Source organism: Actinoplanes xinjiangensis, from assembly GCF_003148685.1.
GTDB lineage: Bacteria > Actinomycetota > Actinomycetes > Mycobacteriales > Micromonosporaceae > Actinoplanes > Actinoplanes xinjiangensis.
The window spans coordinates 36,700-54,746 of the sequence record NZ_QGGR01000009.1; the positions used below are offsets into that span (position 1 = coordinate 36,700).

Consider the following 18,047-nt stretch of genomic DNA (forward strand, 5'->3'; position numbering starts at 1 on the left):
TCCGACATCGAACACGCATGATCCCACGCTCTGGCAACACCGAGGCAACCATCGCCGGGGCCGAGGTGACCGGTGCCACCTTAGTTGCAGTACGGCCCGAAGCCCCACCGGGTTCGATCGGCGCTATTTACTTATACAGTTAACAGTCCTAATAATTAGCCATGCGTCGATCCGTACTCCTCGCGTCGGCGGTATCGCTGGCCGCCGCATGTTCCCTCGTCTATGTCGCCTCCACCGCGAGCGCCGCCGTGGCGTGCGCCCCGTCCTGGAGCGCCTCCGCCGTTTACGTCAAGGACAACGTCGCCTCCAAGGGCGGCAACAACTACACCGCCAAGTGGTGGACCCAGGGTGAGGACCCGGTCGCCAAGAGCGGGCAGTGGGACGTCTGGATCAACAACGGGACCTGTGGCGGCACGACCAACCCGTCACCGTCCAGCCCGTCACCGTCGAGATCGCCCTCCACGTCGCCGAGCCCCTCCACCTCGCCGAGTCCGTCCACCTCGCCGAGCACCCCGATCCCCGTCGGTGGCCTGCCGAAGCACGCGCTCATCGGCTATCTGCACGCCAGCTTCGCCAACGGCGCCGGCTACCTGAAGATGGCCGACGTGCCCGCCGAGTGGGACATCATCAACCTGTCGTTCGGCGAACCGACCAGCGTCACCTCCGGCGACATCCGGTTCACGCTCTGCCCGGCCACCGAGTGCCCCGGCGTGGAGACCGAGGCCGAGTTCATCGCCGCGATCAAGGCGAAGCGCCAGGCCGGCAAGAAGGTGCTGCTCTCGATCGGCGGCCAGAACGGTCAGGTGCAGCTCACCACCACCGCGGCCCGGGACAGGTTCGTCAGCTCGGTCAGCGCGATCATCGACAGGTACGGGCTGGACGGCGTCGACGTCGACTTCGAGGGCCACTCGCTGTCGCTGAACACCGGCGACACCGACTTCAAGAACCCGACCACCCCGGTCATCGTCAACCTGATCAGCGCACTGCGGTCGCTGAAGGCCCGATACGGCGCCGGTTTCGTCCTGACCATGGCCCCGGAGACGTTCTTCGTCCAGCTCGGCTACCAGTACTACGGTTCGGGCCCGTGGGGCGGCCAGGACCCGCGCGCCGGGTCGTACCTGCCGGTCATCCACGCGCTGCGCAACGACATCACCGTGCTGCACGTGCAGGACTACAACTCCGGCCCGATCATGGGCCTGGACAACCAGTACCACTCGATGGGTGGCGCCGACTTCCACATCGCGATGACCGACATGCTGCTGGCCGGCTTCCCGGTCGCGGGCAACACCGCCAACGTGTTCCCCGGGCTGCGTGAGGATCAGATCGCGTTCGGCGCACCCAGCTCGGTCAGCGCGGGCAACGGACACGTCGCGCCGGCCGGTGTGCAGCAGGCGGTGAACTGCCTGGTCAAGGGTTCGAACTGTGGCGGCTACACGCCGCGGAGCGGTCTCAACCCGGACTTCCGGGGTCTGATGACCTGGTCGATCAACTGGGACCGGTTCTACGGCTGGGAGTTCAAGAACAGCCACGAGCCGTTCCTCAACGCCCTCAACTGATTTCGGCGAGACCGATGAGTTCGTGTCGGCAGCCCGGTCTACTCAACCGAGACTGCCGACACGAAAGGGCCGCCATCATGGCTAAGGTCATCTCCACCCTGTTCATCTCCGCCGACGGCGTCGCCGAGATCGACCCGGACTGGCATTTCCCGTACTTCGACGAGAACATGGGCCGCGCGGTCAGCGAGGACTACGACACCGCCGACGTGCTGCTGATCGGGCGGACGACGTACGACAGCTTCGCCGGCGCATGGCCCGATCGCGAGGCCGCCGGCGGCGACGACGCACCGTTCGCCAAGCAGCTCGGCGACATGCGCAAAGTGGTCGCGTCCCGGCAGAACCTAAAGTTCACCTGGCGCAACTCGGAGCTCATCGACGGCGAGCTCACCGACGCCGTCCGGGCGCTGAAGGCGGACGAGGGCATCAAGGGCATCGTCATCCCGGGCTCCCTCGACGTCGTGCACCAGCTGCTCGCCGCCGGCCTGATCGACGAGCTGCGCCTGCTCATCCACCCGGTGGCGGCCGGCAAGGGCGAGAAGCTGTTCGTCGAGGGCGCCCCGGTCCAGCACCTGAAGGTGCTCGCGACCGAGGCCTTCCCGACCGGGGTGATCCGGGTGATCTACGCGCCCGTCGAGCCGCCCGCCCCGGCCGGATACGAGGACGTCAAGGACTTCCCCGAGGGGAACTGACGATCAGCGGACGCAGCGGGCGTACCCGGTGCCGGCCACGCTGAGGTCAGTTCTGCTTGGTCTCCCAGAAGATCTTGGAGATCTCCTCGATCTTCCCGAGCAGCTGATCGGCCACGGCCGGGTCGGCCGAGCCCTTGGCGCCGCCGGCCCCGGCCAGCTTGGTCGCCTCGTTGAACAGCCGGTGCAGCTGCGGGTACTTCTCGAAGTGCGGGGCCTTGAAGTAGTCGGTCCACAGCACCCACAGGTGGTGCTTGACCAGCTCGGCCCGCTGCTCCTTGATGATCAGCGCCCGGGTACGGAACTCCGGGTCCTCGTTCGCCTGGTACTTCTCGGCGATCGCCTTGATCGACTCGGCCTCGATCCGGGCCTGGGCCGGGTCGTAGACGCCACACGGCAGGTCGCAGTGGGCGCTCACGACGGTGCGCGGGGTGAACAGGCGGGGCAGTCGCATCAGTAATCGTCTCCGTCTTCGTGGACAAGGAACTCGCGGTCGTGGTGGACGAGCCGGCCACCGGCGGGGCCGAGCAGCACGTCGAGGATCGCGGCGACGACGACGGTCGAGTCGCCGACTCCGATCAGATGCAGCGGTGCGACCCGGAGGTTCGCCTGCGCGCCGGGCAGGAACGGCTCACCGGTCGGCAGCACGTCCCAGCCCTGCTCCGGGGTGAAACGCGACCCGCCGTCGCGGGCGAAGTCGTGAGCCAGTCCGGCATGCGCCGAGCCCAGCAGATTGACGGTGAAGCTCGGCGCGTCGAGGATCACCCGCGCCGAGCGTCCGCCCATCACCGAGAACGACAACGCGGGCGGCTCGAGCGACACCGACGCCACGCTCGACGCGGTGAGCCCGGCCGGCCCCCGTGGCCCGGCCGCGGCGATCACCGCGACCCCGGTCGGGAAGCGGCGGAAGGCGGCCTTCATCCGCTCCCCGATACCGGTATCGATGCTGCTCAACAAAATCCCTCGCCCCTCGCAACCGTCCGGGACGACGCTAGAACCTCAACCTGGATTGAGGTCAACTTCCGCCTCAGCGGCGGTACGTCACCCTGGTGGTCGTGGTGACGTTCCCGGCGCGGTCGTACGCCCGGATCTGGACGGTGAACTTCTTCCCGTACCGCTTCGGGTTAAGCGTGAAGGCGTAAGCGGCCTTCGTGTCGGTGGCCACCACCTTGCCGTTGACCAGCAGCTGGACCCGGGCGACACCGTAACGGTCGGCCGCCGCGGCGGTCACCGTGACGGACTTCGTCAGCTTCGCGCCCTTCTTCGGCGCCCTGGTGACCCGGACGGCCGGCTTGACGGTGTCGTTGATCACCGTCCGCCGGGCGACCGTGCGGTGCCCGAGTTTGTCGGTGACGGTCCACTCGACGGTGAACGGCCCCTGCGCGGTCGGCTTGGCCGTCCAGGTGTACGGCGAAGCGGTGGCCCGGCCGCCACGGACCGAGGCGGACGCGATGCCGCTCGGGTCGGAGGCGCTGATGCTGGTGCGCACGGCGCCGCGGACCAGCGAGCCGTGGGCCGGCGTGATGGACTTCACCGACGGGCCGGCATTGTCGACCTCATAGTCCCGCCCCAGCGGCCAGGCGTTACCGGCGTGGTCGTAGACGTTCACCATGAGAAAGGTCGAGCCGTTGAGCCCGGCGGTGTTCCAGTTCACGATCCACGGTGCACGGTCGGCGGTCCCGACGATCCGCCCGCCCCACGCGCGCACCTCGACGCGGGCCACGTCGGGGTGGCGGCTGGCGACCTGAAGCGGCACCACGCCGCTGACGATCGCCCGGTCGGCGGGGGTCAGGGTCGCCTGAGGGGCGAGGATGTCGACCCGGACCCGGGTGCTCGCCTCCCCGAGGGAGCCGTCGGTACCGGAAGCCCGGATGGTGACCGCAGCATCAGTGTCGTGCAGTTTCACCGGATCCGGCCAGGAGAAGCGCAGGTCGGCCGGCACCGGCGCGGTGAACGTCTCAGCGAGGACGCCGTTGACCAGCACCTCGGCCGTCGAGACGGTGACGCCGTCGGCGAACACCGGGCGAACCTGCGGATACTGCGGGAGGAGCTGGCCCTCGGTGAGCCCGGTGCCGGTCACGATCGAGACGGCTCCGGCGGCCCCCGCGGCGGCCGAAGGGGCGATCGAGGCGGCTCGGGTGTGGAGCGAGGGTCCCGCGAGCGCGGGGGTGGCGGCGAGAACAGTGGCAGAGGTCGCGAATGCTGCTGCGACGATGAACTTCACGAAGAGGGACTCCCTGGTCGGAAACGGAACACCGAAGGGTATCGGCTGGAAGGAGCGCTACGCGACCCGGTTTGATCACGGCCTTCCGTCGATATGAGGTATGCCTATCCTTATCCGCATGTCCGAAGTGTTGCTGCGGCTCACCGGGGTGTCCGTGCGGCACGAGGTGTACGACGAGGCCGGTGCGGTGAGCCATGGCGTGCCACGCCCGCGGGACGTGACGGCCGAGGTGCGGGCCGGCGAGGTGGTGCTGCTGCTCGGGCCGTCCGGGTGCGGCAAATCCACCCTCACGCTCACCCTGAACGGCCTGATCCCGCAGGTCGTCGGCTCCCGGATGGACGGCACGGTGACCGTCGCCGGTACCGGCACGACCGCGACCACGGTGCCCGCGCTGGCCCGGGACGTCGCCATGGTGTTCCAGGACCCGGACGCCCAGATCGTCACCGCCACCGTGCTCGACGAGGTCTGCTTCGGCCCGGAGAACCTGCTGCTCCCGGCCGGCGAGGTGCTGGCGCGGGCCGAGGAGGCACTGCGCCGCGTCGGGCTCTGGGAGCGCCGTGGCGACGATCCGGAGCACCTGTCCGGCGGTGGACGGCAGCGTCTCGCCATCGCCTGCGCGCTCGCGTTGCGTACCCCCGTCCTGGTGCTCGACGAGCCGACCGCGAACCTCGACCCGGCCGGCGTCGAGGAGGTCTACCGGACGCTGCGGGAGATCGCCGCCGACCGTGACCGGGCGGTGCTGCTGGTCGAGCACAACCTCGACGCGGCGATCGGCTTCGTCGACCGGGTGCTCGTGCTCGACGCCGACGGGCGGGTGGCCTTCGACGGCCCGGCCCGCGCCACCCTCACCGGGCACGTCGACGAGATGGTCGCGCTCGGCGTGTGGCTGCCGGTGGCGACCCTCGCCGCGCTGCGCCTGCGGGCGGCCGGGATCACGCTGGAGCCGCTGCCGCTGACCCCGGGGGAACTGGCCACCGCCCTCGACACGGTGCCCGTGCTGCCGGCTCCCCGGGACCGGCCGGCCGTCGACGTCGCCGCCGGGACCGCGATTCTGGTACGCGACCTCACCGTCCACCGCGGCGGCCGGCCCGTTCTGCACAGCGTGTCGCTGAGCGTCGCCGCCGGCGAGTTCGTCGCGGTGGCCGGGGCCAACGGGGCCGGCAAGACCACGCTGGCCCAGGCGATCGCCGGGGTGACCGGTGCCCGGCGCGGGACGGTCCGGGTGACCGGGCAGGCCGGGTTCGTCTTCCAGAACCCGGAGCACCAGTTCCTCACCAACCGGGTCGAGGACGAGCTGGCGTACGGCCTGAAGGTCTTGAGGAGGCCGCCGGCCGAGATCGACGCCCGGGTCGGCGACCTGCTGGACCGGCTGGGGTTGCGCGAGCTGCGGGAGGTGCACCCGTTCCTGCTGTCCGGCGGCCAGAAACGCCGGCTCTCCGTCGGCACCGCCCTGGTGACCAGGCCGAAGGTGCTGGTCCTCGACGAGCCGACGTTCGGCCAGGACCGGGAACGCGCCACCGAACTGCTCGACCTGCTCGACTGCCTGCACTCCGACGGCACCACCGTGGTCGTGGTCAGCCACGACATGCACCTGATCGCCGAGTACGCGACCCGGCTGATCGTGCTGGCCGACGGCCGGGTGATCGCCGACGGCCGCCCCGCCGACGTCTACGCCGACGACGCGGTGCTGGCCGCGGCCGGGTTGCGGCCACCACCGATCGCGCAGGCCGCCCGCGCGCTCACCCACCACCCCGGCTGGCACGGCGTGACCCGGCTGGCCGACCTGCCCGTGCTGGAGCCGACCCGATGAGCGACTCGATCGGGTCGCTGCGGTCGTACAACCCGGTGGTCAAGGTGCTCGCGCCGGTGCCCGCGATGATCGTCACGGCACTGTCGCGGGACCCGTGGACGCCCGCCGTGTTCGCGGTGATCGCGCTGGTCATGCTGCTGGTCGGCGGTGGGCTGCGCGGCCGGGCCCTGCTGTGGACGATCGCCGGGCCGCCGCTGCTGGTGGCACTGCTGACCGTGTCGTTCGGTGTGTGGACCGATCCGGGTCTGGTCGACCACACCACCGCGCTGCTGACTCTCGGGCCGTTCACGCTCTGGTCGGGGGCGCTGGAGACCGGGCTCGCCACCGGGCTGCGGGTGGTGGCCGTGATGCTGCTCGCCCTGATCGCGGGCCTCACCACCGACGGGACCGACCTGGTCCGGTCGATGATCGCGCACCTGAGGATGCCCTACCGGATCGGGTACGCGGGGTTCGCGGCGATGCGGTTCGTGCCCCGGTTCCGGCGTGACCTGGAGATCATCCGGCTGGCGCACCGGGTACGCGGCGTGGACGGCGGGCGCGGGCCGGTGGCCACGCTGCGCCGGTACAACGGGTACGCCGTACCGCTGCTGGCCGGGGCGATGCGGCACGGGGACCGGGTCTCGCTCGCGATGGAGGCGCGCGGATTCGGGGCGTTCCGGACCCGTACCGAGCGCCGTCACGTCCCGCTGCGCCTCCGCGACGCCGTCCTGGCGCTCTGGCTACTCGCTGTGTGTCTCGTTCCCCACCTGTTGTCTGGAGTCCTCGGATGAAGAATCTGACCACCCGCTACCTGATGGCGTGCGCGGCGATCGGCGCGGCCACCGGTGTCCTGCTGATACCCGCGTTCTTCGTGTCGTTCGCGATCTCCGCGACCGTCCCGCTGGCCTACGCCGCGATGGCCGGCGTGTGGTTCCTCGGCCCGGTCGTCGCGCTCGCCGTGCTGCGGCGGCCCGGCGCGGCGGTGCTCACCATGTTCCTCGCCGGAATCATCAACGTGGCGACCCCGGCCGGCCCGAGTGCCATTCTCACGAACCTGATGGTCGGCGCCGCGCTGGAGCTGGGCTTCCTGATCACCCTCTACCGGGTCTGGCGGCCCTGGCTGTTCTTCCTGACCGGCGCCCTGTTCCAGGTCTACTACGCGATCAGCGCCTACGCGTACTTCAACATCGACGACATGACGACCGCGGCGCAGGCGGGCTTCTTCGTCCTGCTGTTCGGCAGCACGACGGTGTTCATCCAGATCGGACTCGTCATCGCGAGGCGGCTGATGGCCGCTGGCGTCGGCCGTGGCGTCGCGCCGGTGCCGGCGACCCGGTGAGCTGCCGCCGGCCGTGCCGACGACACCGGTCCTGAGACCGCCGTCGGCGACGGTCGGGGCGCCCGGCGGCGCCACCTCTGGAGGTGAACGATCACGCAGGTCAGGCCCGGTCACCCCGGCCGGCGGGCGATTGCGGATCATGTTGGTAACGGCGCGGAGAGCCAGCCGCACGAACCGGCCGGAGGCTCGGTATGTTCCTGCGCGTGTTCATCGGACGCCAGGACGAACTGCGGGAACTGCGCACCGCGCTGACCGAGAGCGGGATGTGCGTGCTCACCGGGCCGGCGGGCATCGGCAAGTCCGCGCTCGCGGCCGCCTACGCGCCACCGGAGGCGTGGACGGTGAGCCTGGCCGGCAGCAGCGCCGACCCGGACGAGATGGCCGGCACCCTCGCCGCCGCGCTGCGTGCCCGGATGGGGAACCCACCGGAGGCCGACATCGTCGGCGTCTTCGCCGAGCAGGTCGCGCGGGAACCCGAGCCGAGCCTGCTGATCGTCGACGACATCCCGGCGCTCACCGAGGAACTGGTCGAGCGTCTCGTCGTGCGGGCGGCCGGGCGGCGTCTGCGTACCGTCCTGATCACCCGCCGGGTGCCGGGCATCCCCGTGCCGGTCCTGGAACTCGGGCCGATGGCCGACGCCGACGCGGCCGAGCTGCTCGGCAACGACGACCCGGAACTCCTCGCACTCCTCGGCGGGCACCCGATGGCACTCCGGCTGGCCGGCCCGGCACTGCGCAAACACAGCCCGGCCGACCTGGCCGACCGGATCGCCGACGGCCCCACGCCGCTGACCGTGCTGCTGCGCGACCGGTTCGACGGCCTCGGCGAGGCCGCGTCCCGGGTGCTGCGGTTCTCCGCCCTCAGTTCGCCCGCAGCCCTGCCGCCCGGCGTGCTGCGGCTGCTGCTCGGCCGGCCCGGCACCGAGGAGGCGGTCGACGAGCTGTACCGGGAACTGCTGGCCACCCCGGTCGGCGACGCGCTCCAGGTGCACTCGGTGGTCCGCGACGCGGCCCGGCAGCACCTGCCGCCGGTCGACTGGACCGCGCTGGCCCGCCGGCTCGCCGACGCGGTGATCGACCACCCGTGGTCCGACCCGGCGGAATCGTTCCTGGTCATCCGTCATGCGGACCGGCTCGCCGGCCGACCCGACCTGCCGCTGGCCATAGTGGACCGCCTGCACCGGCGGGTGATCACCCTGCGCGAGCCGGCCCTCACCGCGCCGCACCACCGGGAGCTGGCCGAACGGCACTTCGACGACCCGGTGGTGCTGGTCGAGGCGGCCGAACTGATGCGGACCGTCGGCGCCCTCGACGAGGCACGCGACTTCGCCGACCGCGCCGTGCCGCTCGCCGTCGACCCGGAGCTGCGGCACCGGGCGCGGCTGATGCTCGCCGAGATCCTCGACGAACTCGGCGACACCGGCCGTGCCGAGCACCTGTGGACCCTGCTGCGCACCGATTCACCGGCCACCGATACCTCCCGGTCCGCCGGCACCGCGCCGGGCGCCGACACCGAACTGCGGTTCCTGCGGTCGCGGCGGCTGCGTGGCCGGTACGACGAGGCACGGAACGGACTGGCCGAGTTCATCGACCGGCACGAGATCCGGTACTCGATGCTCGACCTGGTGCAGCTGGCCCGGCTCGAGCTGGCCTGTACCGAGATCGAGGACGGCGCCCAGACGGAGGCCCGCCGCCGGGCCGCCCGGGTGATCGCCGCGTATGCCGGCCCCGATCTGCAGGATCATCCGACCGTGGCCGAGGCGGTCCGGGTGCTCGTCGACGCCCGCCTGACCCCGCCGCTCACCGATCCCCGCGAGGACCGGCCGATCTGGGCGGACACCGAACGTGAGCTGCGCCGGCTCCGCGACCACTGGTCCGCCACGCACGGGTCGCGGCACAGCGTCACCCTGGCCCTCACGGTCGCCCACGGCGAGGCGCTCACCGCCCTCGGCCGTCCGGGCGACACCCTTCAGCGGGTACGCGACGACGTGCTCGACCGGTTCGCCCCGGAGCATCCGGTCCGGTTCCGTGCCGAGCTGATCCTCGGGTTCGCCGCCGCCCGCGGACGCCGCAACGCCGACGCCGCCGACCATTTCGCCGGGGCCTTCCACGGCTTCCGGGCCGCCCTCGGTGACATCCACGCCAACACACTCCGTGCCGAGCTGGCCCTCGGTGTCGCCCTCAAACTGACCGGCCGGCGCGGCGGGGCACGGCACATGCTGCACGTGGTCCGGCACGCCCCGGGCAGTGCGGGAATCGGCACCGACCTGTTCCTGCAGAGCGCCTTCGGCTCCGGCCTGAGCGTGTTCCCGTCCTGGTTGTGGCGCCGGCTGACCCCGCAACCCCGTAACTGAGCGGTCGCCGGACCACCCGGCCGGCCGGCGCCGATCGACGTGCACGGTGTGTCCGGCCCGTCACCGTGCAGTCCCCCGGAGCCACAGTGGACCGCGCCAGGGGATCCGGCGGACATCGATGGCGCTCAGTCGAAGATCATAGTCGTGCACCGCACACACCGGGTGCTGCCGGGCACGCGGTTGGTAGCGCTGAGTGTCAAGAACGAGACGACCCATCCGCGGGGGCCCACGATCCGTAACCATTCGTGATAATCGCTGGATCGCCCGGCGGGCGGTCATGACGGGGGCTGTGGAAGGAGAACCACTGGTGACGGCAATGGCGGATGCCCGGCGGCGAGCCGGGCTCACGGCGCTGTACCTCGGCATCTTCGCGACGGTCTGGCTCAGCGTGCCGGAGACCGAGCCACCATTCGGCGTGCTCCTGGTGACGGCGAGTATCGCTGCCCTGCTCACAGCGGGTGCCGGTGGCGCGCTCGCGGTCCGGTCCCGGGCGGAGGGGCCGCTGTGGCGGGACGCCATCGCCGATCGGATCTATCTGGTGATCCTCGCGGGCGAGTTGGCCGCCGCCGGGTTCGGTGCGGTGCTGCTCGCGGTGACCGGGCACGCCCCGTATGTTCCGGTGCTCGTCGGCGCGGTCGTCGGCCTCCATTTCTGGCCGCTCGCCCCGGTCCTGCGCGACCCGGCTCTGCGGGTCCTCGCCGGCTTGATCTGCCTGGCCGCGATGGTCGGCCTGATCGCCGGCATGACGTCGTCGGTGCCGCCGGGCAAGGTGGTCGGCACCGGTGTCGGCGTGCTCCTTCTCGGCTACGCGATCGGCGCCCTGATCCGTGGCGGCATGACCCTGCGGGCGTCACACCCGTGAAGGGCGGCCCGGCGACTGCCGGGCCGCCCCGGGTCAGCCGATGGCGTAGGCCCGCTGGATGCCGGCCTCGGTGTATCCGCCGCTGGTGTAGCCGGCCCGGGTCCGCAGGGAGACCGCGCCGGAGGCCGGGTTGGTGACGACCGCGGCCCACACGCCGTTGATCTTCTTGACCGGTACGGCCTTCCACGTCCGGCCGCCGTCGAAGGAGACCTTCGTGGTCAGTGACTTCAGCGTCGGGTTCGCACCCCGCTTGACGTCACCCCAGATCAGGTAGCGATTGAGCTTGATCGCCACGGTGGTGACACTGCCCGGCTTGGCTCGGTTGTAGCTGTTCAGGCCGGTCGGCATGTGCTGGATCGTGGCGGCCTGCGCCAACAGGCTGGTGTTCGGCTTCGCGTAGAACCGGTGTGTGACGGTCGAGCCGGTGGAGAGCATGCCGCTCTGCAGGGTGACGTCGGTGTGGTAACGGTTGGCGGTGTTGGTGACCGTGTACCAGCCGGCCTTCTTGACCTTGTACTCCAGTACCGGCGCGTAGTGGCCGAGGCCCCGGTTGTAGGCGGTCTTGACCACCTTGCCGCCGAACGTGAGGGTGGCTTTCGACCGTTCGCCGGCGATGCTCGCGTGGTTGCCGTTGAGGTCGTTGTAGGCCGGGTTCCGGAACATGTCGTAGAGAGGGAAGATGATCCGGCCGTAGCTGGTCATCGGCAGATGGAAGCCCGGTCCCCAGGCCGATCCGAAGAAGCGCACGAAGTAGGGCCGTCCGGAGGCGATGCTCCGGACGGCGGACTCCTCGCCGAGCGAGCGGTACTCGCCGGTCTTCGTATATGCCGGAAGATCGGCGCGAACGCTCCACCTCCCAGGCGAGAAGTGGATCTTCGAGGTGCTCGCCTCGCTCCGGCTCCACAGTGGTGCGTGCATGTATCCGCCGCAGCCCTCGTATGCCGGCTGGGCGGCGACGTCGCTGTACTCGGTCCCGGTCGGGCCGCGCCGCGACTCGACGGTCATGGTTCCGAGCTGGGACCGGTGAAAGGTGCGGCTCGGGTTGCTCGGCACGCCGACCGTCCGGTGCAGGACCGCGTAGCTGTCCTGAAGGCCGTAGTGGTCGTACCAGGAGCCCATCGCCGCGAAGGCGATCTTCTTGGACGCGGTCGGGATGGCGTAGAGCGTGCGGCCGTCACCGGCCCAGCCGTCGACCTTGTAGTCGGCGCCGCCGCCGGTGTTGCTGCAGATCACAGCGCTGATCCGGTGGCCCTGGGTGGCCACTGCCGGGCTCAGGGCGAGCTTGACCGGTTTGCCGTGCCGGGCATCGATGGTCAATGTCGACGCGCCGGACACCTTCACGGTGCGGCCGCCGAGCGTATCGGTGGTTCCGGTCGTGATGGCGGCGAGGACCGCGTAGTTGCCCTTCGGAAGCTTGCGCTTCACGTTGGTGCGGATCTGGAAATCCTCGTAGGTGCTCAGGTTGACCGCAGTGGTCCAGATCGAGACCTTGGCGCCGGAACGGTTGATCGCGGTGATGGTGAGCGTGTTCGTGGCGGCGACCGCAGGTCCGGTCGTGCCGAGAAGGAGGGCCGGGATGAGCGCGGCCGTGGAAAGGGTGCGTTTCAGGAAGGGAGACATCCACCAAACCCCGTCGGATGGAATCGATGGCTGATCATGGCACAACACTGCCGGTGACCATCGCATTCAGCCCGGCGGCCGCGCTTCGGCCGGGCGCCGGGGGAACGTCGCGGGGTAGCCACGGTGCCGTGGTGGAGCGTACCTAAAAAGGGTTTTAAGGCCTTTCCGTTGGAGGAATGGGACTTTTGTCGTCGAAGGGCGGTAGGGTGCTGGTTTCCAGCACCTAGGACGCGTAGGACCACCTGGGACGGCTCCGTGGAGAAACTGACGAGTCCCGATCCGGCGACGCACGACGTCGACCGGCTCGCCGAGTTGTTCCCCGCGGCGGTGACCGAGGTGGCGGACGCCTCCGGGAGACCGGTCCGGGTCATCGACTTCGACCTGCTCAGGCAGTATCTCGGTGATCAGGTGACGGAGGGTGCGCCGGAGCGTTATCAGCTGGACTGGCCGGGGAAGCGCCGGGCGCAGCGGGCGGCGCGGGAGCCGGTCGCGGGGACGCTGCGGCCGCGGCGGGACCAGTCCGAGGATTTCGACGGCACCCGGAATCTGCTCATCGAGGGCGACAACCTCGACGTGCTGAAACTGTTGCAGGAGTCGTTCCTCGGGCGGATCAAGGTGATCTACATCGATCCGCCGTACAACACCGGCAACGATTTCCTCTACGACGACGACTTCTCGCAGACCAGGACCGGCTATCTCACCGGATCGGGGCAGGTCGACGCGGCCGGGATACCGCTGGTGGCCAATCCGGAGTCGAGCGGGCGGTTCCATTCGAACTGGCTGAGCATGATGTATCCGCGGCTGGCGCTGGCCCGGAATCTGCTGACCGACGACGGGGTCGTCTTCATCTCGATCGACGACCACGAGATCGACAACCTGCGGAAGATCTGCGCCGAGATCTTCGGGGAGCGCAATTTCGTCGCCCAGATCATCTGGCAGAAGGTGTACGCGCCGAAGAACTCCGCCCGGTGGTTCTCCGAGGACCACGACTACATCCTGGTCTTCGCCCGGAACCGGGACCGCTGGCAGCCGCGCCCGCTCGCCCGGACCGCGGAGATGGAGGCGCGGTACCGCAATCCGGACGACGACCCGCGTGGGCCGTGGAAGCCGGAGAACATGTCGGCCCGCAACCGGTACGACGCCGGCGTCTACCCGATCACCACCCCGTCCGGCCGGCTCATCGAGGGCCCTCCGCGCGGCAGCTACTGGCGGATCTCCCGGCAGCGGTTCGACGAGCTGAACGCGGACGACCGGATCTGGTGGGGCAGCGGCGGCGACAACTCCCCGGCGGTGAAGCGGTTCCTGTCCGAGGTGTCGGCCGGGCGTACCCCGCAGACGCTGTGGTTCTACGGCGAGGTCGGGCACACCCAGGACGCCAAGCGCAGCCTGTTGCGGTATGTCCCGTTCGAGCACACCGCCAACGTGCTGAACTCGGTGAAGCCGGTCGAGCTGTTGCAGCGCATCCTCCAGTTGGCCGGCCGGCCCGGTGACGGCGACATCGTCCTGGACTTCTTCGGGGGCAGCGCGACCACCGCGCACGCCGTGCTGGCGCAGAACCGGGCGGACGGCGGCAACCGGCGGTTCATCAGCGTGCAGATCCCCGAGCCGCTCCCGGTCGCCGAGGACGGTCTGGCGTCGATCTTCGAGATCGGGCTGACCCGGCTCCGGAACGTGGCCGCCGAGCTGCGGGCCGCCGGCGTGCCGGGCGATCTCGGGTTCCGGGTGTTGCGGTGGGACTCGCCGAACCTCGCCGATCCGCCCGATGATCTCGCGCAGGCTCAGGTGGCGTCGCTGGTGGACCGGGTCAAACCGGACCGTACCGACGAGGATCTGCTGTTTCAGGTCCTGCTCGACTCCGGTCTCGACCCGGGGCTGCCGATCACGGCCGGCGAGGGGATGTACGTCGCCGGTGACCACGAACTGATCGCCTGCTTCCGGGAACGGGCCACCGAGGAGGTGGTCCGGGCGATCGCCGCCCGCCGGCCGCGGCGTGCCGTCTTCCGGGACGCGGGTTTCGTCGACGACGCGGCACGGATCAACGCCGATCAGATCTTCGCCGAGCTGTCGCCGTCGACCGACGTGAAGGTCCTGTGACCGGTGCGGCTCCAGTTCAAGGTCCAGCGGTTCCAGACCGAGGCGGTGGCCGCGGTCGTCGACTGCTTCGCCGGCCAGCCCCGGTCCGCGCCCGGCCCGTGCAACGCCCCGCTCCGGACGGAGCGGCTGCTCGACGACGTGCGGGCCGTGCAGCGCCGGGGCGGGCTGCCGCTCTCCACCGCGCTCGCCACCAGTGAGGCGGCGCCGGACGCACCGCACCTCGACGTCGAGATGGAGACCGGCACCGGCAAGACCTACGTCTACATCCGGACGATCATGGAGCTGCACCGGCGTTACGGCTGGTCACGGTTCATCGTCGTGGTGCCGGGGGTGGCCATCCGGGAGGGCGTGCGCAAGGCGTTCGAGCTCACCGCCGAGCACTTCCGGCAGATGTACGGGACCCGCCCGCGCCCCTTCACGTACGACTCCTCCGCACTGCACGAGCTGGACCGGTTCCGTTCCGGTGCCGGGGTACAGGTCATGATCATCAACTTGCAGGCGTTCAATTCTTCGTCCCGCGAGAACCGGCGCATCTACGAGGAGCAGGACGGGTTCGGGTCCCGCCGGCCGATCGACGTGATCCGCGCGTCCCGCCCGATCGTGATCATCGACGAGCCGCAGCGCATCGGATCGGCCCGCTCCCTGGAGTCGCTGAGCCGGTTCGCGCCGCTCATGGTCCTGCGGTACTCGGCGACCCACCGGGTTCGCCACGACCTCGTGCACCGGCTGGACGCGCTCACGGCGTACCGGAGGAAGCTCGTCAAACGGATCACCGTGGTGGGGATCGAGGGGGAGCCGGGGCCGGCCCGCCGGCGTGTCCAGATCCGCGAGGTGATCCGCGCCCACCTGGACAAGGAGCGCGAGCTGTACGCCCGGGGCGTCAAGGTGCTGTCGCTGCTCTTCATCGACCAGGTGATCAGATATCGCGACTATTCGCGCGAGGACCAGCTCGGTGACTACGCCCGGATCTTCGCGGAGGAGTACCGGTCGCTGACCGCCGGCGAACCGGACGGACCGTACCGGCGCTACCTCGACGGCATCCCGGTCGAACGGACCCACCAGGGCTATTTCGCGATCGACCGGCGGACCGGGCGCATGATCGACGGCACCGCCTCCGATGTGGACGCCTACGACCTCATCCTGCGCGACCGGGAACGCCTGCTCTCCCTCGACGAGCCGGTGCGGTTCGTGTTCTCCCACTCGGCGCTGCGGGAGGGCTGGGACAACCCGAACGTCTTCGTCATCGGGATGCTCAAGAGCAGCGACGACATCGTCTCGCGCCGGCAGGAGGTGGGCCGCGGACTGCGGTTGGCGGTCGACCGGCACGGCGAGCGGATGGAGGGGATCAACGAGCTGACCGTGGTGGCGGACGAGTCGTACGCGTCCTTCGTCGCCGGGTTGCAGGCCGAGGGTGATCTCCGGGCGATCACCGACGGGCGGCGGGTGCGGCGTTCCCCGGCCCCGGTCGCCCGGACCGCCCGCACCGCCGTCCATCGGGTGGCCTTCGACTCCGCCGAACTGGTGGCGCGGTGTGTGGCCGCTCTCGATGACGGCCTGGCGCCGCGGCAGTACGTCGTGCAGACCGCGGACAGCACCCGGATCCACCCGGTGACCACCGACCGGATGCTCGATCCGGTCGGCGAACTCGCCGAGCTCACCCGCCTCACCCGCCGGACGATCGCCGCGATACTCACCGCGGTCCGCCCCCGCACGTTCGCCCTCTGCGGCCGGGACGGCGCCGCCGCGATCATCAACCGCGAGAAGGCCGCCCTGATCGATGCGGGTCAGCGTCGCGGCACCACCATCGGCGCCCCGGTCCGCGGGTGCTCGAACACCTCGACCTCGTGCTGATAGACGTCGCTCAACAGGTCCGCGGTGAACACCTCACGCGGCGTCCCCTCGGCCCGGACCCGGCCCGCGGCCAGCAGATACGTGCGATCCGCATACGCCGCCGCCAGCCCCAGATCGTGCAGCACCACCACGACGCGGGTGCTGTTCCCGGCCCGCTCCCGCACGGCCCGTAGCACCAGCTCCTGATGCCGCAGGTCGAGCGCGGCCGTCGGTTCGTCGAGCAGCAGCACCGGCGTACGCTGCGCCAGCACCCGGGCCAGCGCCACCCGCGCCTGCTCACCACCGGACAGCGCCGGGAACGTCCGCCCCGCGAATCCGGTCGTCTCGGTCAGCCGCATCGCCTCGGCCACCGCGTCCTCGTCCTCGGCGCTCTCCGGCCGGCCCGTCCACGGCGCCCGCCCCATCGCGATCACCTCACCGACCGTGAACGGGAACGACACCATCGCCCTCTGCGGCAGCACCGCACGCCGCCGGGCCAGCTCGACCGGCTTCCAGGCGCGTACCTCCCGGCCGTCGATCTCGATCCGGCCACCTGCCGGCACGTCCCCGGCGAGGGCGGCGAGCAAGGTGGACTTGCCGGCACCGTTCGGCCCCACCAGCGCGACGACCTCACCGGCGTCGACGTGCAGATCCACACCGTCGACGACGGTCGTGCCGCCCAGATCGACATGTGTGCCGACCGCCCTCATCCCCAGCCTCCCGCCCGCGCCCGGGTCCGGCGCAGCAGCCAGAAGAACGCCGGCCCGCCGACCACCGCGGTCAGCACCCCCAGCGGCAACTCCTGGTAGTCGATCGCGGTCCGGGCGATCAGATCCCCGGTGACCACCACCAGGGCGCCGCCGAGCGCGCTCGCCGGGATCAGCACCCGATGCCCCGGCCCGGCGACCATCCGGATCAGGTGCGGCACCACCAGACCGACGAAGCTGATGATCCCGGTGAACGCCACCGCCGACGCGGTGAGCAGAGCGGTCGTCACGATCGCGACGATCCGCAGCCGTTCGGTGTCGACGCCGAGGTGCCGGGCCGGGCGTTCACCGAGAGCCAGCAGGTCGACACGGCGGGCCAGCACGACGGCCACGGTCAGACCGGTCACCGCGCACGGGCCGGCCACCGCGACGGCACCCCAGGTGGCCTGCGCCAGGCTGCCCAGCTGCCAGAACGCGATCGCCCGGACCCCGTCGTCATCGGTCATGAACATCAGCAGGCCCAGGAGGGCGCCGGCCGTCGCGTTCACCGCCACACCGGTCAGGACCAGCGTGACCACCTCGGTCCGGCCCTGGGCGCGCGACATCGCGTACACGATCAGCGTGGTCAGCACGCCCCCGGCGAACGCGGCCGCCGCGGTGGTCCAGATCCCGGCGACGGTGATCCCGCTGACGATCGCCGCGGCCGCGCCGACCGCCGCTCCGGACGAGACGCCCACCACACCCGGTTCGGCGAGCGGGTTGCCGAACACGCCCTGCATCAGTGCGCCGGCGCAGCCGAGCGCCGCGCCGACGATCAGTGCGAGCACCACTCGCGGGAACCTGACCAGCCACAACGCATTCTCGCCCTGCATCGCGGCCGGCAGCGGGCCCAGATCGATGCCGAGCCGGTGCAACACCGAACCGGCGACCTCGGCCGGCGAGATCGGCACCTGCCCGCGCCCGGCGGCCAACAGGCTCACGACCGC

At 70.7% G+C, this 18,047-nt stretch carries 15 protein-coding genes; 9 read left to right on the forward strand and 6 right to left on the reverse strand.

Annotation, left to right across the window (positions count from 1 at the left end):
- Positions 1-161: 161 nt before the first annotated feature.
- Entirely contained in the window at positions 162-1,556 is a 1,395-nt protein-coding gene (locus BC793_RS20900; RefSeq protein ID WP_109594760.1) for a chitinase, read from the forward strand.
- A gap of 77 nt (positions 1,557-1,633) precedes the next feature.
- Positions 1,634-2,245 (forward strand): dihydrofolate reductase family protein, encoded by a 612-nt coding sequence (locus tag BC793_RS20905; protein ID WP_109594762.1) that lies wholly within the window; start codon positions 1,634-1,636, stop codon positions 2,243-2,245.
- A 46-nt stretch (positions 2,246-2,291) separates the two neighbouring features.
- Here the strand turns inward: BC793_RS20905 and sodN are convergent, their stop codons facing one another.
- The 3 genes from sodN to BC793_RS20920 form a co-directional block, all read right to left on the reverse strand.
- The gene (sodN, locus tag BC793_RS20910) at positions 2,292-2,696 is read right to left on the reverse strand and encodes a superoxide dismutase, Ni (protein ID WP_109594764.1); all 405 of its coding nucleotides are present in this window, start codon (positions 2,694-2,696) and stop codon (positions 2,292-2,294) included.
- Positions 2,696-3,196: a flavin reductase family protein gene (locus tag BC793_RS20915; protein WP_239170231.1), complete on the reverse strand. Its 501-nt coding sequence runs from the start codon at positions 3,194-3,196 to the stop codon at positions 2,696-2,698. The genes sodN and BC793_RS20915 overlap by 1 nt, the downstream gene beginning before the upstream one ends.
- 73 nt (positions 3,197-3,269) lie before the next feature.
- Positions 3,270-4,466 carry an Ig-like domain-containing protein gene (locus BC793_RS20920; RefSeq protein WP_109594769.1) on the reverse strand — a complete coding sequence of 399 codons (1,197 nt, stop codon included), beginning with the start codon at positions 4,464-4,466 and terminating at the stop codon, positions 3,270-3,272.
- Between the two features lie 118 nt (positions 4,467-4,584).
- Between BC793_RS20920 and BC793_RS20925 the strand changes: the two genes are divergently transcribed.
- The 5 genes from BC793_RS20925 to BC793_RS20945 all read left to right on the forward strand — a co-directional run bounded on the left by BC793_RS20925 (position 4,585) and on the right by BC793_RS20945 (position 10,810).
- On the forward strand, positions 4,585-6,276 hold the full coding sequence (locus BC793_RS20925) for an ABC transporter ATP-binding protein (RefSeq protein WP_239170230.1): 1,692 nt from the start codon (positions 4,585-4,587) through the stop codon (positions 6,274-6,276).
- On the forward strand, positions 6,273-7,046 hold the full coding sequence (locus BC793_RS20930) for an energy-coupling factor transporter transmembrane component T (RefSeq protein ID WP_109594773.1): 774 nt from the start codon (positions 6,273-6,275) through the stop codon (positions 7,044-7,046). Before BC793_RS20925 ends, BC793_RS20930 begins: the two co-directional genes overlap by 4 nt.
- Positions 7,043-7,594: an ECF transporter S component gene (locus BC793_RS20935; RefSeq protein WP_109594775.1), complete on the forward strand. Its 552-nt coding sequence runs from the start codon at positions 7,043-7,045 to the stop codon at positions 7,592-7,594. The genes BC793_RS20930 and BC793_RS20935 overlap by 4 nt, the downstream gene beginning before the upstream one ends.
- A 203-nt stretch (positions 7,595-7,797) precedes the next feature.
- A complete protein-coding gene (locus BC793_RS20940) occupies positions 7,798-9,948 on the forward strand; it encodes an AAA family ATPase (RefSeq protein ID WP_146246371.1) in 2,151 nt (716 codons plus the stop codon).
- A 307-nt stretch (positions 9,949-10,255) separates the two neighbouring features.
- Entirely contained in the window at positions 10,256-10,810 is a 555-nt protein-coding gene (locus BC793_RS20945; protein ID WP_146246372.1) for a hypothetical protein, read from the forward strand.
- A gap of 33 nt (positions 10,811-10,843) precedes the next feature.
- On the opposite strand, the gene BC793_RS20950 is transcribed toward BC793_RS20945, so the two are convergent.
- On the reverse strand, positions 10,844-12,430 hold the full coding sequence (locus BC793_RS20950; protein ID WP_109594781.1) for a hypothetical protein: 1,587 nt from the start codon (positions 12,428-12,430) through the stop codon (positions 10,844-10,846).
- Positions 12,431-12,685: 255 nt separating this feature from the next.
- Here BC793_RS20950 and BC793_RS20955 point away from each other — a divergent pair, with 255 nt between their 5' ends.
- On the forward strand, positions 12,686-14,524 hold the full coding sequence (locus BC793_RS20955; RefSeq protein WP_109594783.1) for a site-specific DNA-methyltransferase: 1,839 nt from the start codon (positions 12,686-12,688) through the stop codon (positions 14,522-14,524).
- 3 nt (positions 14,525-14,527) lie between these two features.
- Positions 14,528-16,375: a DEAD/DEAH box helicase family protein gene (locus tag BC793_RS20960; RefSeq protein ID WP_109594785.1), complete on the forward strand. Its 1,848-nt coding sequence runs from the start codon at positions 14,528-14,530 to the stop codon at positions 16,373-16,375.
- On the opposite strand, the gene BC793_RS20965 is transcribed toward BC793_RS20960, so the two are convergent.
- Positions 16,309-17,064 carry a heme ABC transporter ATP-binding protein gene (locus BC793_RS20965; protein WP_109594787.1) on the reverse strand — a complete coding sequence of 252 codons (756 nt, stop codon included), beginning with the start codon at positions 17,062-17,064 and terminating at the stop codon, positions 16,309-16,311. The genes BC793_RS20960 and BC793_RS20965 overlap by 67 nt on opposite strands.
- Complete coding sequence (locus tag BC793_RS20970; RefSeq protein ID WP_239170229.1) at positions 17,061-18,041, reverse strand: FecCD family ABC transporter permease; 981 nt, start codon at positions 18,039-18,041, stop codon at positions 17,061-17,063. The genes BC793_RS20965 and BC793_RS20970 overlap by 4 nt, the downstream gene beginning before the upstream one ends.
- Positions 18,042-18,047: the final 6 nt, after the last annotated feature.